Below are 15,152 nucleotides of genomic sequence, written 5' to 3' on the forward strand. Positions count from 1 at the left end.
TTTGAGTCAGGTTAACCAGCATCGTAACCCGCGACACTCCGCGCCTTGCGGTCAAACTTTTACTGATCGCCAGCAACGCGGAAGGTGATGTTGATGCGGCGTTCGCCCAAGAGCGGGTGCTGGCCGGGTTTGACTGGCAGCACGCCGTGATAGCGCAGACGGTCCACGCCGCCCCAGACCACCATGTCGCCATGCAGCAGCGGGATGCGCCGGGTTTTATCGCTGCGTTCAAAACCGCCAAACAGAAACATCGCCGGCAACCCCAGCGACAACGAAACGATGGGCGCGGCATAACCCTTTTCGTCCTTGTCCTGATGCAGCGACATCTTGGCGCCGGGGACGTATTGGTTGATCAGGCAGGAGTCGGCCTGAAAATCCGGGAAGCCGGCGCGTTTCGCCGCCTCGTGGGCCAAATCGGCAAACACCGCCGGCATCGATGGCCACGGCAAGCCGCTGAGAGGATCGACGCTGGAATAGCGGTAACCGCTGCGATCAGTGATCCAGCCCAACTGCCCGCAGCTGCTGGTGCCAACCGACATGCTGAAACCGCCGGGCGTGACCATGTGGCGTAGCGGGGCGGCGGCAAGAATGGCTTCGAGCTCGGTCAGCAGTTGCTCGACCTGCGGCAAGGCGAATCCGCGCAGCACCCACGATTGTTCGCCGATCTGCTCGGCGCGGGCTTGCTGTACGGGTTCGTTGTCGGCGAACAGGTCAAACGTGGTCGGTTGCATGATTCGGTTACAGCGCTTTGCTGACCTTGATGTCACTGAGTTCTTCGTCAGCGTGCATTTTCTTCAGCGCCGCTTTCGCTTCCTCGTCAGTGCCGGTTTCCAGTTCAGCGAATTCGAAACGCTGTTCACCGTCCAGTTTGTACTTGATGACGTATTTGGTTTTTTGCGCCACGGTCATGTTTCCCTTTCAGAATAGGCTGTGCGTCTCAGCTCAGTTTAGTGCTGGAGCGACGGATGATCTTGATCGAGTGGGTCAGCGTCGGCTTGCGAGTCACGCTGATTGCGCGGCGGTTGACGGTGTCGATGGTGATGTTCCAGAAGCCGGTGCTCGGCGCGGTGATACGCGCCGGGAAAGTGTCGAACGCGCCGCCGTGGTAGGTGTGACGGCCGCCGTTTTTGAAGCTGCGGAAGTTGGCGTCGTTCATCAAACGGATGTTGCACATCTGCGAGCATTGGATGACGACGATGTCGTCTTCGTTGAGGTGCTCGCGCTGGTGAATGAATTTCATGGGCGCCTCCAGAAGGGCTTTTTCTACTAAATCAAAACGATAGCTTGTCGATGGGCGCAGTTTATCAGCCCGCACGGGTTATTATCTGGCCGTCGGGCGTTGCTTTGACAAATTTTGAACAGAACTTCGCCATGGCAGGCGGGTTAAATGCACAAGGCCCCGGAGAAAAGTGGCATTTGTGCTGTCGGACGGTCTTTGACGGAGGATTCATATGAAGTGGGGTGTGGTGTGTGTGCCGTTGATTCTGGCGATGGCCGGTTGTGCAAATGTTTCCGAAATCAATGAAACGCTGCCAACCATGAGCGTGATCTCCGGCAAAAAGCCCCAGGAGTATGCGCAGTGTCTGACCGACAAGCTCGCTGACAGTCGTGGTGCGTTGCAGGTGCAGCCGCAGAAAGACGGAGTACGAGTCATCGTCCCGGGCAAGCTTTCTTCAGGCCCGGCAGCCGTGTTTGATATCGAAGATCGCGCCGGCGGCAGCAGCATCAAGCTGCATGAACGCATGTCCAATGTGCCGGTTCGCCCTCACGATGTGCAGAAAGCCGCGAACGCCTGTATTTCCGGCTGATAGACTAGCGAACATCAGCACCCGATGCCGTCACAGTCCTGCTGTGGCGGCATTGTCATTTATGGAGTCGCGATGAAGCGAGAGCATGTGCGGGAGCGCCACGCAGAGGGCCTTATCTCTGCCACCCATGTCATCCAGAACCCGGCGAATCCCGGTGAATGGATCGTGTTTTTCAAGAAGAGTGCAGGTCGCAGCTACTTTTTGGTGGATGACAATGACGAAGTCGAGTCCTTCAATCGGCTCGATGATCTGATCGAGGTCGTCCGTGGCCTCGGGATCAAGTTCGCCGAAATCCACATGTAAGGCTTACTTGCAGACGACCACGACGTTGCGGGTCTTGTAATTGCCAACGTCAACGCCGAGGGTTTTGTCATCTTCCTTGGGCGCCGGCGTGCCATCGGTGCCGACGATGCGATAACCGGTGCCAGCGCAGGAGGCATCGGCCTTTTCGTAGCACATGGCCCAGGAGTTGGCTTCGCCGGAACAGTCGATGCTCAAACCCTGTTCGCCATTGTTCAGATAGGTGGGCTGCGAAGTGGCACAGCCGCTCAATACCAATACCGCGAGAAGCGGCTGCAGTTTGTTCAGGTTCATGGTTACGTGATCTTCAGTTGGGGGACTGGATGCTCTGACAGCGCCGCGATGAAAAGGTTATAGCGATTGGCCACTTGTTTGCCAACAAGGCACAAAAAAGCCCTGCGTTCTGGCAGGGCTTGGCGCAAGTGCTGGCAGGATCAGTCCTGATCTTTGCCGCGGCGCTTGGAAGAAGCAGGTGTATCGGTGAACACCGAGGCTACATCCGTCGCCATCTGCTCGCTGTCGAAAGGCCCGGCGATATGTTCGCCATTAGTGGTTGTCAGCGTCCACTTGCCGTCTTTCTTGTCGATCACATACCCGTTGATGATTTTTACCGCAGCCATCTGGTCATTCTCGTTCGGTGGTTCAAAGGCGCCATGATAGCGGCAAATGCTCGCATTGGGGGCTGATAAGCGTATGGTGATCCTGTTTGCCCGGATCTTGAGCTACGCTGACTCCGCCGCTGAAATACCCGGATGGAACTATCCGCGCGAATATTTCTCTATGTTGGCATTGGTTAGCCAGCGCGGGGCATTGTAAGGCGCACGCCGCCTGATTAGACTGCCTCGAAACTCGTACACACAGCCTTTTCAAGGACTTATATGATCAAGAAATGCTTGTTTCCAGCAGCCGGTTACGGCACTCGCTTCCTCCCAGCGACCAAAGCCATGCCTAAAGAAATGCTGCCGGTGGTAAACAAGCCACTGATCCAGTACGGCGTTGAAGAAGCACTGGACGCGGGCCTGACTGAGATTTCCATCGTCACCGGCCGTGGCAAGCGTGCTCTGGAAGACCACTTCGACATCAGTTACGAGCTGGAAAACCAGATCAAGGGCACCGACAAGGAAAAGTACCTGGTCGGTATCCGCAAGCTGTTGGACGAGTGCTCGTTCTCCTACACCCGTCAGACCGAAATGAAAGGTCTGGGCCACGCAATCCTGACTGGCCGCCCGCTGATCGGTGACGAACCGTTCGCCGTGGTTCTGGCGGACGACCTGTGCGTCAACATCGATGGCGACGGCGTGCTGACCCAGATGGTCAAGCTGTACAAGCAGTTCCGTTGCTCGATCGTCGCCATCCAGGAAGTCGATCCGCAGGAAACCAACAAGTACGGCGTAATCGCTGGCGAAATGATCCGCGACGACATCTACCGCGTACACAGCATGGTCGAGAAGCCTAAGCCGGAAGACGCGCCGTCGAACCTGGCGATCATCGGTCGCTACATCCTGACCCCGGACATCTTCGACCTGATCGAACAGACCGAGCCAGGCAAGGGCGGCGAAATCCAGATCACCGACGCCCTGATGAAGCAGGCCCAGAACGGCTGCGTGATGGCCTACAAGTTCAAGGGCAAGCGTTTCGACTGCGGTGGCGCTGAAGGCTACATCGACGCGACCAACTTCTGCTTCGAAAACTTCTACAAGACTGGCAAAGCTTACTGATAGCGTTTGCCTCGTCTGCAAAAGAAAGCCACCTCCGGGTGGCTTTTTCATTTTCCGCCCTTATATGGATGGCAGTGCTTGCCCAATGGATGACTGCGGGTATGCTGATGGCCTGCCGAGGAGATAGAAATGGCCTACGATTTTGACCTTTATGTGATTGGTGCCGGTTCCGGCGGTGTGCGGGCTGCGCGGTTTGCCGCCGGCTTCGGGGCGAAAGTGGCGGTGGCCGAGAGCCGTTACCTGGGTGGCACCTGTGTCAACGTCGGTTGCGTGCCGAAAAAGCTGCTGGTCTACGGCGCGCACTTTGCCGAGGACTTCGAACAGGCGTCCGGTTTCGGCTGGAACCTGGGCGAGGCCAACTTCGACTGGGCCACGCTGATCGCCAACAAGGATCGCGAGATCAATCGCCTCAACGGCATTTATCGCAATCTGTTGGTCAACAGCGGTGTGACCCTGCACGAGGCGCACGCGAAAATCGTCGGGCCGCACGAGGTTGAGGTCAATGGCGAGCGCTACACGGCAAAGAACATTCTGATTGCCACCGGCGGCTGGCCGCAGATCCCTGAAATCCCGGGGCATGAGCATGCGATCGGTTCGAACGAGGCGTTCTTCCTGAAAGAGTTGCCCAAGCGTGTGCTGGTGGTTGGCGGCGGTTATATCGCGGTCGAGTTCGCCGGGATTTTCCATGGCCTCGGTGCCAACACCACGCTGCTGTATCGCGGCGATCTGTTCCTGCGTGGTTTCGATGGGGCGGTGCGCAAACACCTGCAAGAAGAATTGACCAAGCGCGGCCTCGACCTGCAATTCAATGCCGACATCGCACGCATCGACAAACAGGCTGACGGTAGCTTGAAAGCAACGCTCAAGGATGGTCGTGTACTCGAAGCCGACTGCGTGTTCTACGCCACCGGCCGGCGTCCGATGCTGGACAATCTGGGCTTGGAAAATACCGATGTGCAACTGGACGACAAGGGCTTCATCAAAGTCGACGACGAGTACCAGACCACCGAGCCGTCGATTCTGGCGCTGGGCGACGTCATTGGTCGCGTGCAATTGACACCGGTCGCGCTAGCCGAAGGCATGGCCGTGGCGCGGCGTCTGTTCAAGCCGGAGCAATACCGCCCGGTGGACTACAAGATGATTCCGACCGCCGTGTTCAGCCTGCCGAACATCGGCACAGTCGGTTTGAGCGAAGAAGAAGCGCGCGATTGTGGCCACGAAGTGGTCATTTTCGAAAGTCGCTTCCGGCCGATGAAGCTGACCCTGACTGACTGTCAGGAAAAAACCCTGATGAAGCTGGTGGTCGACGCCAAGACCGACAAGGTGCTTGGCTGCCACATGGTCGGCCCGGACGCTGGCGAGATCGTGCAAGGTCTGGCGATTGCCTTGAAGGCGGGCGCGACCAAGCGCGACTTCGACGACACCATCGGGGTGCACCCGACGGCTGCCGAAGAGTTTGTGACCATGCGCACGCCGGTCAGCGCTTAAGCGTCCTTCGCTTTGGCTGAGTCTGGCGCTGCCGCAACGGTAGCCGCCAGACGCTGGCTCTCTTCCAAGCTCGCCTGAGCCTTGAGCAACTCCTTTTCCAATGACTGATTGAGCTGCGTCTGTTCGTCGACGCTCTGCTTGAGCGCCTGGCTTTCCAGCGTCGCGACGCGCAGACGTTCCTGGAGGAGGGTGCGCTCGCTATCCGTGCGCGTCGCCTGCTCGAGCAATTGATCCTGCCGCTGATTGCTCTGCTTGAGCTGATCCTGCAACAAGTTCAGCTCGCGCTGGGTGCCACGGTTCTCGGTGAGCAGACGTTCGTTGTCGCGGTGCAACTGTGTGATCTCATCCTGACGCACCAGTGCACTCTGCTGAGCTTGACGCAGTTCCGCCTGAATCTGCTGAAGCTGCCCTTCATGGCGGGACTGTTCCTGCTCGCGCTGTTCCTTGGTGGCGTTACGGTAATGCTCCAGCGCATCGCGGGCGTGCAGGTGTTTTTCTTCCAGTGAGCGGATCTGCTCGTCCTTGTCCTGCAAGCGCAATTCAAAATCGGCCAGTGCCTGGTTGAGACCGGCGTTGCGCGTCTGTTCGGTTTGCAGCATCGAGCGGGTGTTACTCAGCGCCTCGGATTCGCGTTGCAGTGCGGCGCCTTTAATGTCGTGATCGTGCTCGAGTTTTTCCAGCGCCTGGCGAACCTGTTTCAGCTCGGTCTCCAGTGCTTCGCGTTGCTCTTCGAACTGTTCGCGGGCTTGCTCGATAGGCTCCTGCGCCTGTTCTTTCAGGCGCTGGGCGAGGCGAGAGACGAGGGCGGTCAGCTCATCATCGATCGGTTCTGCTGACGTTTCTGCTGGCTGCGCGCCGTCATCCAGTTCTTTCAGGTAGCGATGGATCGTGGTTTTCGAGCCGGTGTTGCCCATTTCGATGCGTACTGCATCGATGCTTGGGTGTTCGCCGCGAGCCAGGATCGCTGTGCGCGCGATTTGCACCAGTGCTTTGGTAATGCCGCCACGGGCCATGTGAACTCCTACGATTACGTACTGTGGTACATGCCACTACAGTACGCAGTGTACCATGCTGAAAATATAGGTAAATATTTGAATTAAAACACACGGGATATACTGGTATTACCCAATGTCAGGCGGCAAAATGCGCAACTGCATGAGTGAACCCGTACGCCAGCGAGAAAACTGCCATGAGCGACATCGATCGATATCTGCAAGCCGCCACCCGCGACAACACTCGCCGCAGCTATCGCATGGCGATCGAGCACTTCGAGGTGACGTGGGGCGGATTTCTGCCGGCTACTGCCGACAGCGTTGCGCGCTATCTGGTGGAGCACGCTGGCGTGCTGTCGATCAACACTCTGAAGCTGCGTCTGTCGGCACTGGCGCAGTGGCACAACAGTCAGGGTTTTGCCGATCCGACCAAGGCGCCAGTAGTGCGCAAGGTGTTCAAGGGCATTCGTGCTTTGCACCCGGCGCAGGAAAAACAGGCTGAGCCGCTGCAACTGCAGGATCTGCAGCGCGTGATCGATTGTTTGGAGCAGGAGGCGCAGACCGCCCGCCAGGATCAGGACCGCCCGACGTTGCTCAAGGCTTATCGGGATCGTGCGCTGATTTTGCTGGGCTTCTGGCGCGGCTTTCGCAGCGATGAGTTGTGCCGCCTGCAGATCGAGCATGTGCAGGCGAGCGCTGGCAAGGGCATCACTTTGTATCTGCCGCGCAGCAAGGGCGACCGGGAAAACCTCGGGCAGACCTACCAGGCCCCGGCGCTGCTCAAGCTGTGCCCAGTGCAGGCCTATATCGATTGGATTACAGAGGCTGCGCTGGTACGCGGCGCGGTGTTCCGCAGCATTGATCGGTGGGGCAATCTGAGCGAGGAGGGCCTGCACGCCAACAGCATCATTCCGCTGCTGCGCCAGGCGTTGCAGCGCGCCGGGATTGCCGCCGCCAACTACACCAGCCATTCACTGCGGCGTGGCTTTGCCACATGGGCGCATCAAAGCGGCTGGGATCTAAAATCACTGATGAGTTACGTTGGCTGGAAGGACATGAAATCCGCCATGCGCTATGTTGAGGTAAGCCCATTCCAGGGAATGGCTCGGATTATGGATAAGCCGGATCAAGCGTAGAGATCGTTTTCTTCTATTAATACAGTCAGCTAATAGCGAAAACAAATCAGCAGCATCAGGTTTGCCAATGAGCCTTCCGTCGAGTGAGTGGGTAGGATTCACCCATCAACTTCATAACCCCTGACGGAGAGTCATCGATGCCTATCATCAACAGCCAAGTAAAACCGTTCAAAGCTACCGCGTTCAAAAACGGCGACTTCGTTCAAGTCTCGGATGCTGACTTGAAAGGCAAGTGGTCCGTAGTGTTCTTCTACCCAGCCGACTTCACTTTCGTTTGCCCAACCGAGCTGGAAGATCTGGCCGACAACTACGCTGAGTTCAAGAAGCTGGGCGTGGAAATCTACAGCGTTTCGACCGACACCCACTTTGCTCACGCTGCCTGGCACAACACTTCGCCAGCCATCGGCAAAATCGAATACACCATGATCGGCGACCCGACCCACGTCATCTCGCGCAACTTCGACGTGCTGATCGAAGAAGCTGGTCTGGCTGACCGTGGTACCTTCGTGATCAACCCTGAAGGCCAGATCAAAATCGTTGAACTGAACGATGGCGGCGTTGGCCGTGACGCTTCCGAGCTGCTGCGCAAGATCAAGGCTGCTCAGTACGTCGCTGCACACCCAGGCGAAGTTTGCCCGGCCAAGTGGAAAGAAGGCGAGGCCACTCTGGCTCCGTCGCTGGACCTGGTCGGCAAGATCTAAGTCTGTGACATGCAACGCAGGGCGGCACGCCGCACCTTCTTAAGTTAGCTGCACCGCCCAATAAAAATGCCCGGGCGAGATTCGCTCGGGCTTTTTTTCGCCTCAAATAAAGGAAATCGCCCGTATGTTGGACGCCAATCTTAAAGCCCAGTTGAAATCGTACCTGGAACGGGTCACCCAACCGATCGAGATCGTTGCATCCCTCGACGACGGTGCGAAATCCCGTGAAATGCTGGACCTGCTGAAAGACGTTGCCAGTCTTTCGAGCCTAATTACCCTGATCGACAGCGGTGACGATGCCCGCAAGCCATCGTTCTCGATCAATCGCCCTGGAGCCGACATCAGCCTGCGTTTCGCCGGCATTCCAATGGGCCATGAATTCACCTCGCTGGTGCTGGCGCTGCTGCAAGTCGGCGGCCACCCGTCGAAGGCCAGCGTTGAAGTCATCGAGCAGATTCGCTCGCTCAAAGGCGAGTTCAGCTTCGAGACTTACTTCTCGCTGTCTTGCCAGAACTGCCCGGACGTCGTCCAGGCGCTGAACCTGATGGCCGTGCTCAACCCGAACATCCGCCACGTCGCCATCGACGGCGCGCTGTTCCAGGACGAAGTCAATGATCGCAAGATCATGGCCGTGCCGAGCATCTACCTCAACGGCGAGAACTTCGGCCAGGGCCGTATGGGCCTTGAGGAAATCCTCGCCAAGCTCGACACCGGCGCCATCGTCCGTCAGGCTGAGAAGATCAGCGCCAAAGAAGCCTTTGACGTGCTGGTCGTCGGTGGGGGCCCTGCTGGTGCTTCGGCGGCTATTTATGCCGCACGTAAAGGCATCCGCACCGGTGTCGCGGCTGAGCGTTTCGGCGGTCAGGTGCTCGATACCATGGCCATCGAGAACTTCATTTCCGTGCAGGAAACCGAAGGGCCGAAACTGGCCACGGCGCTGGAAGAACACGTCAAGCAGTACGACGTCGACATCATGAACCTGCAACGCGCCGACAAGCTGATCCCGGGCAAGAACGGTGAGCTGCATGAAGTCCACTTCGCCAGCGGTGCAACTTTGAAAGCCAAGAGCGTGATCCTCGCCACCGGCGCACGCTGGCGCGAAATGAACGTTCCGGGCGAGCAGGAATACCGCAACAAGGGCGTGGCGTACTGCCCGCACTGCGACGGCCCGTTGTTCAAAGGCAAGCGCGTGGCGGTGATCGGCGGCGGTAACTCCGGCGTTGAAGCGGCCATCGATCTGGCCGGTATCGTGTCGCACGTAACGTTGCTGGAATTCGACGTGCAACTGCGTGCCGATGCCGTGCTGCAACGCAAGCTGCACAGCCTGCCGAACGTCACCGTGATCACCAGTGCGCAAACCACTGAAGTCACCGGCAATGGCGAGAAGGTCAACGGCCTGCGTTACAAGGATCGCACCACAGATGAGCTGCGTACGGTTGAGCTGGAAGGCATCTTCGTACAGATCGGTCTGCTGCCGAACACCGATTGGCTGAAGGGCACCATCGAGCTGTCGCCGCGTGGCGAGATCATTGTCGATAACCGTGGCGAGACTTCGATCTCGGGGATCTTTGCAGCGGGCGACGTGACGACTGTGCCGTACAAGCAGATCGTGATCGCAGTGGGCGAGGGCGCCAAGGCTTCGTTGAGTGCGTTCGATCACTTGATCCGGACTTCGGCCCCGGCGTAACTGCCAGGTCGAAAATGAAAAAACCCATGAGCGATCATGGGTTTTTTATTGCGCGTGGAAAGCCACCCCTCACCCCAGCCCTCTCCCGAGGGAGAGGGAGCCGACCGAGGTGTCTGAAGTCATCCATCGACCTGAGAGAGCCGGTCGATTATGGATTCACCGCCAATCGTTCAAGTCGGCGTAATTCTCCAACATCCCGCAATCAGTCCCCTCTCCCTATGGGAGAGGGCTAGGGTGAGGGGCTTTCAGCTTTTACAGCGGCGCAGGTTGGATGATTTCAACCCAGTAACCATCCGGATCCTTGATGAACGCCAGGCTCTTCATCCGGCCATCGGTCAGACGCTTCTGGAAATCGCAACCCAGCTCTTCAAAGCGTGCACACGCTGCGACGATGTCCGGCACCGAAATGCAGATGTGGCCGAAACCGCGCGGGTCGGTGTTGCCGTTGTGATAGGCGAAGTCGGCATCGTTTTCGGTGCCGTGGTTGTGGGTCAGTTCGAGAATGCCCGGGATCGATTTCATCCATTCGGTACGCGCAGCGTCGTCGGCCGGGATCTGTGATTTATCGACCAGCGCGAGGAAGTACAGGCTGAACTCGGCTTCCGGGAAATCACGCTTCTCGACCAGCGAGAAACCCAGTACGCGGGTGTAGAAATCCAGCGACTTGGTGATGTCCTTCACGCGCAGCATGGTGTGGTTGAACACGAAGTTGCGGGTTGCGCTGTCTGGCGTGGCAGTCACGCCGGGGAAAGTGTTCAGTTCGTTGAGGCTCATGGGCCCTCCAATAACAATGGGCGAGTGAATGGGCGCAATGATACGCATGCCGGCCGGCATCGCCAAATGCAAGGCGGGCTTGCCCTGCGCGAAGGCGGGGCTCAGACTTTGCTTTCTATCCATGAGTGCGTCCGGCAATGATCCGACTGTTGAAATCCGTGTTTGTTTTTTTTGCTTTGTCGTCGGCTGTGGTTTTACCCGTAATGGCCGAACCAAGTATCACTTGGCCGACGGGCTGGGAGGTTGAAGCATTGCCGGAAACCGCGCCGCCAGTCTCGCGGCAACGGGCGGTGAAGCTCGATGCTGATGGCAATCAGGTGATGGTGATGGAGTTGACGATGACGCAAGTGGAGGCGGGGCATCAGGTCAATTTGCAAGGCGTGCTGCTGGAAATGCGCAAATCGATCCAGAAGGATTTCTTCCGCAGTGGTTATCAGAGCGTCTGCAACAGAATTCATCCGGCTGCGCTTGGCTCATTGTCCGGGCTGGAGACGACCTGCACGGTCACCGAGAACGGTCGACACGTATTATCACAAACGTTGGTGGCAGCTGTGGAAACAGACAAGGCTTACGTACTTTCATATGCCGGACAGGCCGAGGTTTATAAGGCGAGCGTCGACGATATAGAAGCGGCGCGCAAAAGCCTGAAATTATAAACGTTCGTACTAACTCGCAGCAGTCCGCTTACCGGAAAGGATTAAGCACATAGTTTGATCAAGCGCTCGAGGTAACATCGCGCAGCAAAATGTTTAGCCTGATGATTCAGAAGCGTTACACAAATTTCCAACTTGTTCGATGAAAATCATTTCATTTGTTAGATATTGTCAATAAAAAAGCCCTGCATCAGGCAGGGCTTTTTGTTGGCGCCAGATTAACCGCGCAACCATGAATCCACGGTGGCTGCACCGTACTGCTCTTTCCAGGCTTTCAGACCGCGATGGTTGCCGCCCTTGGTTTCGATCAGCTCGCCCGTGTGCGGGTTCTGATAAACCTTGACCACACGGGCGCGGCGGGTCTTGGGCGCTGCGGACTGCTGCAGACCGGACTTTGCCGGGTTTGGATCAAGGATGGCGATGATGTCTTTCAGGCCTTTGCCATAGGTTTTCATCAGTCCCTGGAGCTTTTCTTCGAATTCGATTTCTTTCTTCAGCCCGGCATCGTTCTTCAGCGATTCCAGCTGTTTGAGCTGTTCCTGAAGGGCCTTTTCAGCTGCGCGAAATTCAGCGAGTCTGGACAATATCTTTACTCCAATAGTGTGTTTGGCTGATACCAACCGCAAACAAAGCTATAAGCCAAGAGCCTGGAAGCGACTCGGTGATAATTGGCTCACCTGCCAGTCTGGCTCAGGTTGAAAAAATTGTAGTAGTTAATGCGACAAGAGTAAATCCTGATGTTGTCGCCATGTAACAACAATGACTTTTTGTATCAATTTGGTGCGGTTGTTCGGCGGGCAGTGTCGGCGATTTAATGATGAGTTAATGCTTCGAGGAAATCAGCGCCAGGCATCGGTCTACCGTACAAATAGCCCTGCAAAAAGTTAACGTTATGCTCGGTCAGGTAATCAGCCTGGGCCTGAGTTTCGACACCTTCGGCAACAATGCCCAAGTCCAGTTTGGCCGACAGTTCAATGATGGAGTCGAGAATATGCCTCGATAACGCGTCTACACCGATCATGGCCACGAAGCTCTGATCGATCTTTAGAAAGTCGACGTTGAAGGTGCGCAGATAACCAAGGCTCGAGTGCCCGGTACCAAAGTCGTCGATCGCGATTTTTACTCCCAGTGCATGCAATTGCTCAAACAGCTTAAGCGTGATGTCGCTCGGCTCGATCAGTTCGCGCTCCGTCAATTCCAGCACCAGTTCGACGCTGCCGGGCGCAAACGCCGCCAAGAGGTCACGACAATCCTCGACCAGCTCCAGATCCTGGCAGTGGCTGGCGCTGATGTTGATGCCGATATGGAAAGGCTTGGCGAAGTTCACAGAGTGCGGTCCCAGCAGGGCCGCAGTCTGTTGCATCAGCGCGCGGGTCATCGGCACGATCAGACCTGAGTGCTCGGCAAATGGAATGAACAGATCCGGGCGTACCAGCCCCTCTTTCGGGTGATTCCAGCGCATCAGCACTTCGGCACCCGACCATCGCTTGCTGTCGCCGTGAACCACGGGCTGGAAGTACGGAATGAATTCCCCGGCCTCGAGTGCGCGCATCATTTCGTGGCTGGGCGAGGTCGATCGCTTCTGAACGAAGTGGCCAATGGCTCCGGAGATTGCGCCGAAGAAAATCAACAGACTGAACAGCGGAGGATATTCAGCCGCCATGTAACGCCGGACTTCGCCCTTGGGGAAACCCGCCGACACTTTGAAACCGTAACGCTCGGAATCCAGCAGGCTGTGCGCGACCGGCGGGGCAGGCAGTGATCCCTGATGAACTTTGCCGTCGGCGGACAGCCAGTTATCGCCGACTTGCAACGTCAGTAATGTCTGGCGGCCGATCAGGCGCAGGATGTTGCTCAAGTGATAGCCATCCAGTGTGGTCAGCGCGCCACCACGACCGTCGCTGAGACGGTAGATCAACAATGCCGTATCAGGCGTCACCGGATTGCCGTTCATCAACCACAGTTTGCCTTGATGATAGTCCCCGGCATTGACGGCTTCCTGGAACGCCCCGAAGAGTGAGCTGCAGTAGAGATTGTTGTCCCAGACCAGATTGGTCGAGCGTACGAAGGGGCGGCGGGTCACTTGTTCGCGCAGGGCCAGTTTCACCTCTTCGCAATTTTTCCCGGCAAGCGGCAGCAGGACCCGAGCGGCTTCTGCCGTGTTATCGAGCATCAAATCGAACTGTCGCAGCGCTTGTTCGGCCGTTTCCCCGGCACTTTGCTGCAGTGTGCGTTCTGCCTGCATATAAAGAATCCCACTGCCCAGTACGATCGGCAGCAGACCGCTGAGCACAGTCACGACGATGCGGGTCCTGCGTTTGCGGCGGGGTCTGTGGGTCAGCGGCATGGACACATCCTGTGGCGTCGAAGTCCGGCCCGATAAAAAATTGAGCCAGAGGGGAGAATAGATCGCAGATGGCTCTTGCGCCGTACGAAAAAAAGCGGATTTTATACAGAGGGCAGACAGGTCTCGTTACGCTGTGTAGAATCGATTTACGCATACAATAATAATCGTCTTCTGGCAGCAGAAGCCTCGCCCGCAAGAGCCTTGGGTCGACAATGAAGATATTCGGGTTCCAACTGATCTACGGAGACTTCCTCGCGCGCAGCGTGCGTGGCATCTCCTGTGCGCCTCCCTCTACATCACTTTCCTGACAAATAACCCTGGTTAATTGATAAGAAATGATGAGGCGTCACCATGGCAGATTTATACGAAAACCCAATGGGCCTGATGGGCTTTGAGTTCATCGAGTTCGCAGCGCCGACTCCTGGCACGCTGGAGCCGATCTTCGAGATCATGGGCTTCACCAAAGTCGCGACCCACCGTTCCAAGAACGTGCACCTCTATCGTCAGGGCGCGATCAATCTGATTCTCAACAACGAACCCAACAGCGTCGCCTCGTACTTCGCCGCCGAACACGGCCCGTCCGTTTGCGGCATGGCGTTTCGCGTGAAGGATTCGCAGAAGGCCTATTCCCGCGCACTCGAACTCGGCGCTCAGCCGATCCACATCGAAACCGGTCCGATGGAGCTTAACCTGCCGGCGATCAAAGGCATCGGCGGCGCGCCGCTGTATCTGATCGACCGTTTCGGCGAAGGCAGCTCGATCTACGACATCGACTTCGTGTTCATCGAAGGCGTTGATCGCAATCCGGTCGGTGCCGGCCTGAAGATCATCGATCACCTGACCCACAACGTTTATCGCGGTCGCATGGCCTACTGGGCGAACTTCTACGAGAAGCTGTTCAACTTCCGTGAAATCCGTTACTTCGACATCAAAGGCGAGTACACCGGTCTGACTTCGAAAGCCATGACCGCACCGGATGGCATGATCCGCATCCCGCTCAACGAAGAGTCGTCCAAGGGCGCCGGGCAGATCGAAGAGTTCCTGATGCAGTTCAATGGTGAGGGTATCCAGCACGTCGCGTTCCTCACCGACGACCTGATCAAGACTTGGGATCAGCTGAAGAAAATCGGCATGCGCTTCATGACCGCGCCGCCGGACACCTACTACGAAATGCTTGAAGGTCGCCTGCCGAACCACGGCGAGCCGGTCGATCAGCTGCAATCACGCGGCATCCTGCTCGACGGTGCCTCGGAGCAGGGCGACAAGCGTCTGCTGCTGCAGATCTTCTCGGAAACTCTGATGGGGCCGGTGTTCTTCGAATTCATCCAGCGCAAGGGTGACGACGGTTTCGGCGAGGGCAACTTCAAGGCTCTGTTCGAATCGATCGAGCGTGACCAGGTGCGTCGTGGTGTGTTGACCACCGAGTAATCTGAAATGAAAAAATCCCGGCCTGCAGAAATGCAGCGCCGGGATTTTTTTGCTTCATACGAAACCTGTGGGAGCGAGCCTGCTCGCGAATGCGGACTTTCATTTAACAGTCATGTTGAC

Annotated in this window: 18 protein-coding genes; 9 read left to right on the forward strand and 9 right to left on the reverse strand. The window is 57.1% G+C overall.

The window, feature by feature from the left end; translation table 11 throughout:
* Nucleotides 1-59: 59 nt before the first annotated feature.
* Genes alkB through JWU58_RS12525 form a run of 3 tightly spaced genes read right to left on the reverse strand, consistent with a single transcriptional unit; the run spans nucleotide 60 to nucleotide 1,240 of the window.
* The gene (alkB, locus tag JWU58_RS12515; protein WP_123442339.1) at nucleotides 60-731 is read right to left on the reverse strand and encodes a DNA oxidative demethylase AlkB; all 672 of its coding nucleotides are present in this window, start codon (nucleotides 729-731) and stop codon (nucleotides 60-62) included.
* A 7-nt stretch (nucleotides 732-738) separates the two neighbouring features.
* On the reverse strand, nucleotides 739-909 hold the full coding sequence (locus tag JWU58_RS12520; protein ID WP_016774926.1) for a hypothetical protein: 171 nt from the start codon (nucleotides 907-909) through the stop codon (nucleotides 739-741).
* A gap of 28 nt (nucleotides 910-937) precedes the next feature.
* On the reverse strand, nucleotides 938-1,240 hold the full coding sequence (locus JWU58_RS12525; RefSeq protein WP_007912251.1) for a DUF1883 domain-containing protein: 303 nt from the start codon (nucleotides 1,238-1,240) through the stop codon (nucleotides 938-940).
* A gap of 211 nt (nucleotides 1,241-1,451) precedes the next feature.
* Between JWU58_RS12525 and JWU58_RS12530 the strand changes: the two genes are divergently transcribed.
* A complete protein-coding gene (locus JWU58_RS12530; protein WP_071172600.1) occupies nucleotides 1,452-1,808 on the forward strand; it encodes a hypothetical protein in 357 nt (118 codons plus the stop codon).
* A 72-nt stretch (nucleotides 1,809-1,880) separates the two neighbouring features.
* Nucleotides 1,881-2,111 carry a hypothetical protein gene (locus JWU58_RS12535; RefSeq protein WP_016774924.1) on the forward strand — a complete coding sequence of 77 codons (231 nt, stop codon included), beginning with the start codon at nucleotides 1,881-1,883 and terminating at the stop codon, nucleotides 2,109-2,111.
* A gap of 3 nt (nucleotides 2,112-2,114) precedes the next feature.
* On the opposite strand, the gene JWU58_RS12540 is transcribed toward JWU58_RS12535, so the two are convergent.
* Nucleotides 2,115-2,402, reverse strand: coding sequence for a hypothetical protein (locus JWU58_RS12540; protein WP_071172599.1), 288 nt, complete (start codon nucleotides 2,400-2,402; stop codon nucleotides 2,115-2,117).
* 140 nt (nucleotides 2,403-2,542) lie between these two features.
* A complete protein-coding gene (locus tag JWU58_RS12545; RefSeq protein ID WP_016774922.1) occupies nucleotides 2,543-2,728 on the reverse strand; it encodes a hypothetical protein in 186 nt (61 codons plus the stop codon).
* Between the two features lie 258 nt (nucleotides 2,729-2,986).
* Between JWU58_RS12545 and galU the strand changes: the two genes are divergently transcribed.
* Nucleotides 2,987-3,826, forward strand: coding sequence for a UTP--glucose-1-phosphate uridylyltransferase GalU (galU, locus tag JWU58_RS12550; protein WP_024013124.1), 840 nt, complete (start codon nucleotides 2,987-2,989; stop codon nucleotides 3,824-3,826).
* A gap of 129 nt (nucleotides 3,827-3,955) precedes the next feature.
* On the forward strand, nucleotides 3,956-5,314 hold the full coding sequence (gorA, locus tag JWU58_RS12555) for a glutathione-disulfide reductase (RefSeq protein ID WP_206422078.1): 1,359 nt from the start codon (nucleotides 3,956-3,958) through the stop codon (nucleotides 5,312-5,314).
* Here the strand turns inward: gorA and JWU58_RS12560 are convergent.
* Nucleotides 5,311-6,327 carry a DNA-binding protein gene (locus JWU58_RS12560; protein ID WP_206422079.1) on the reverse strand — a complete coding sequence of 339 codons (1,017 nt, stop codon included), beginning with the start codon at nucleotides 6,325-6,327 and terminating at the stop codon, nucleotides 5,311-5,313. The two genes, gorA and JWU58_RS12560, sit on opposite strands and share 4 nt — an antisense overlap.
* Before the next feature lie 176 nt (nucleotides 6,328-6,503).
* Between JWU58_RS12560 and JWU58_RS12565 the strand changes: the two genes are divergently transcribed.
* From JWU58_RS12565 to ahpF, 3 genes are all read left to right on the forward strand, one after another.
* Nucleotides 6,504-7,442, forward strand: coding sequence for a site-specific integrase (locus JWU58_RS12565; protein WP_130901588.1), 939 nt, complete (start codon nucleotides 6,504-6,506; stop codon nucleotides 7,440-7,442).
* Nucleotides 7,443-7,579: 137 nt separating this feature from the next.
* Entirely contained in the window at nucleotides 7,580-8,143 is a 564-nt protein-coding gene (gene ahpC, locus JWU58_RS12570) for an alkyl hydroperoxide reductase subunit C (RefSeq protein WP_016774916.1), read from the forward strand.
* Between the two features lie 124 nt (nucleotides 8,144-8,267).
* Nucleotides 8,268-9,830, forward strand: coding sequence for an alkyl hydroperoxide reductase subunit F (gene ahpF / locus JWU58_RS12575; protein ID WP_130927771.1), 1,563 nt, complete (start codon nucleotides 8,268-8,270; stop codon nucleotides 9,828-9,830).
* Between the two features lie 252 nt (nucleotides 9,831-10,082).
* Here the strand turns inward: ahpF and gloA are convergent, their stop codons facing one another.
* Nucleotides 10,083-10,604, reverse strand: coding sequence for a lactoylglutathione lyase (gene gloA, locus JWU58_RS12580; RefSeq protein WP_016774914.1), 522 nt, complete (start codon nucleotides 10,602-10,604; stop codon nucleotides 10,083-10,085).
* A gap of 137 nt (nucleotides 10,605-10,741) precedes the next feature.
* Between gloA and JWU58_RS12585 the strand changes: the two genes are divergently transcribed.
* Entirely contained in the window at nucleotides 10,742-11,260 is a 519-nt protein-coding gene (locus tag JWU58_RS12585) for a DUF4946 domain-containing protein (protein WP_071172593.1), read from the forward strand.
* Between the two features lie 215 nt (nucleotides 11,261-11,475).
* On the opposite strand, the gene JWU58_RS12590 is transcribed toward JWU58_RS12585, so the two are convergent.
* On the reverse strand, nucleotides 11,476-11,841 hold the full coding sequence (locus JWU58_RS12590; protein WP_016774912.1) for a histone-like nucleoid-structuring protein, MvaT/MvaU family: 366 nt from the start codon (nucleotides 11,839-11,841) through the stop codon (nucleotides 11,476-11,478).
* A 227-nt stretch (nucleotides 11,842-12,068) separates the two neighbouring features.
* Nucleotides 12,069-13,604, reverse strand: a complete 1,536-nt coding sequence (locus JWU58_RS12595; protein WP_123442344.1) for an EAL domain-containing protein — start codon at nucleotides 13,602-13,604, stop codon at nucleotides 12,069-12,071.
* A gap of 351 nt (nucleotides 13,605-13,955) precedes the next feature.
* Between JWU58_RS12595 and hppD the strand changes: the two genes are divergently transcribed.
* The gene (gene hppD / locus JWU58_RS12600; protein ID WP_016774910.1) at nucleotides 13,956-15,032 is read left to right on the forward strand and encodes a 4-hydroxyphenylpyruvate dioxygenase; all 1,077 of its coding nucleotides are present in this window, start codon (nucleotides 13,956-13,958) and stop codon (nucleotides 15,030-15,032) included.
* The last annotated feature ends 120 nt before the right edge of the window (nucleotides 15,033-15,152 follow it).

Source organism: Pseudomonas atacamensis (assembly GCF_017167965.1).
Lineage (GTDB): Bacteria > Pseudomonadota > Gammaproteobacteria > Pseudomonadales > Pseudomonadaceae > Aquipseudomonas > Aquipseudomonas atacamensis.

Excerpts from the sequence above, each read along its gene's own strand:
- alkB (WP_123442339.1), bottom strand. The coding sequence starts at position 731 with ATGCAACCGACCACGTTTGACCTGTTCGCCGACAACGAACCCGTACAG.
- JWU58_RS12520 (WP_016774926.1), bottom strand. The coding sequence starts at position 909 with ATGACCGTGGCGCAAAAAACCAAATACGTCATCAAGTACAAACTGGAC.
- JWU58_RS12525 (WP_007912251.1), bottom strand. The coding sequence starts at position 1,240 with ATGAAATTCATTCACCAGCGCGAGCACCTCAACGAAGACGACATCGTC.
- JWU58_RS12530 (WP_071172600.1), top strand. The coding sequence starts at position 1,452 with ATGAAGTGGGGTGTGGTGTGTGTGCCGTTGATTCTGGCGATGGCCGGT.
- JWU58_RS12535 (WP_016774924.1), top strand. The coding sequence starts at position 1,881 with ATGAAGCGAGAGCATGTGCGGGAGCGCCACGCAGAGGGCCTTATCTCT.
- JWU58_RS12540 (WP_071172599.1), bottom strand. The coding sequence starts at position 2,402 with ATGAACCTGAACAAACTGCAGCCGCTTCTCGCGGTATTGGTATTGAGC.
- JWU58_RS12545 (WP_016774922.1), bottom strand. The coding sequence starts at position 2,728 with ATGGCTGCGGTAAAAATCATCAACGGGTATGTGATCGACAAGAAAGAC.
- galU (WP_024013124.1), top strand. The coding sequence starts at position 2,987 with ATGATCAAGAAATGCTTGTTTCCAGCAGCCGGTTACGGCACTCGCTTC.
- gorA (WP_206422078.1), top strand. The coding sequence starts at position 3,956 with ATGGCCTACGATTTTGACCTTTATGTGATTGGTGCCGGTTCCGGCGGT.
- JWU58_RS12560 (WP_206422079.1), bottom strand. The coding sequence starts at position 6,327 with ATGGCCCGTGGCGGCATTACCAAAGCACTGGTGCAAATCGCGCGCACA.
- JWU58_RS12565 (WP_130901588.1), top strand. The coding sequence starts at position 6,504 with ATGAGCGACATCGATCGATATCTGCAAGCCGCCACCCGCGACAACACT.
- ahpC (WP_016774916.1), top strand. The coding sequence starts at position 7,580 with ATGCCTATCATCAACAGCCAAGTAAAACCGTTCAAAGCTACCGCGTTC.
- ahpF (WP_130927771.1), top strand. The coding sequence starts at position 8,268 with ATGTTGGACGCCAATCTTAAAGCCCAGTTGAAATCGTACCTGGAACGG.
- gloA (WP_016774914.1), bottom strand. The coding sequence starts at position 10,604 with ATGAGCCTCAACGAACTGAACACTTTCCCCGGCGTGACTGCCACGCCA.
- JWU58_RS12585 (WP_071172593.1), top strand. The coding sequence starts at position 10,742 with ATGATCCGACTGTTGAAATCCGTGTTTGTTTTTTTTGCTTTGTCGTCG.
- JWU58_RS12595 (WP_123442344.1), bottom strand. The coding sequence starts at position 13,604 with ATGCCGCTGACCCACAGACCCCGCCGCAAACGCAGGACCCGCATCGTC.
- hppD (WP_016774910.1), top strand. The coding sequence starts at position 13,956 with ATGGCAGATTTATACGAAAACCCAATGGGCCTGATGGGCTTTGAGTTC.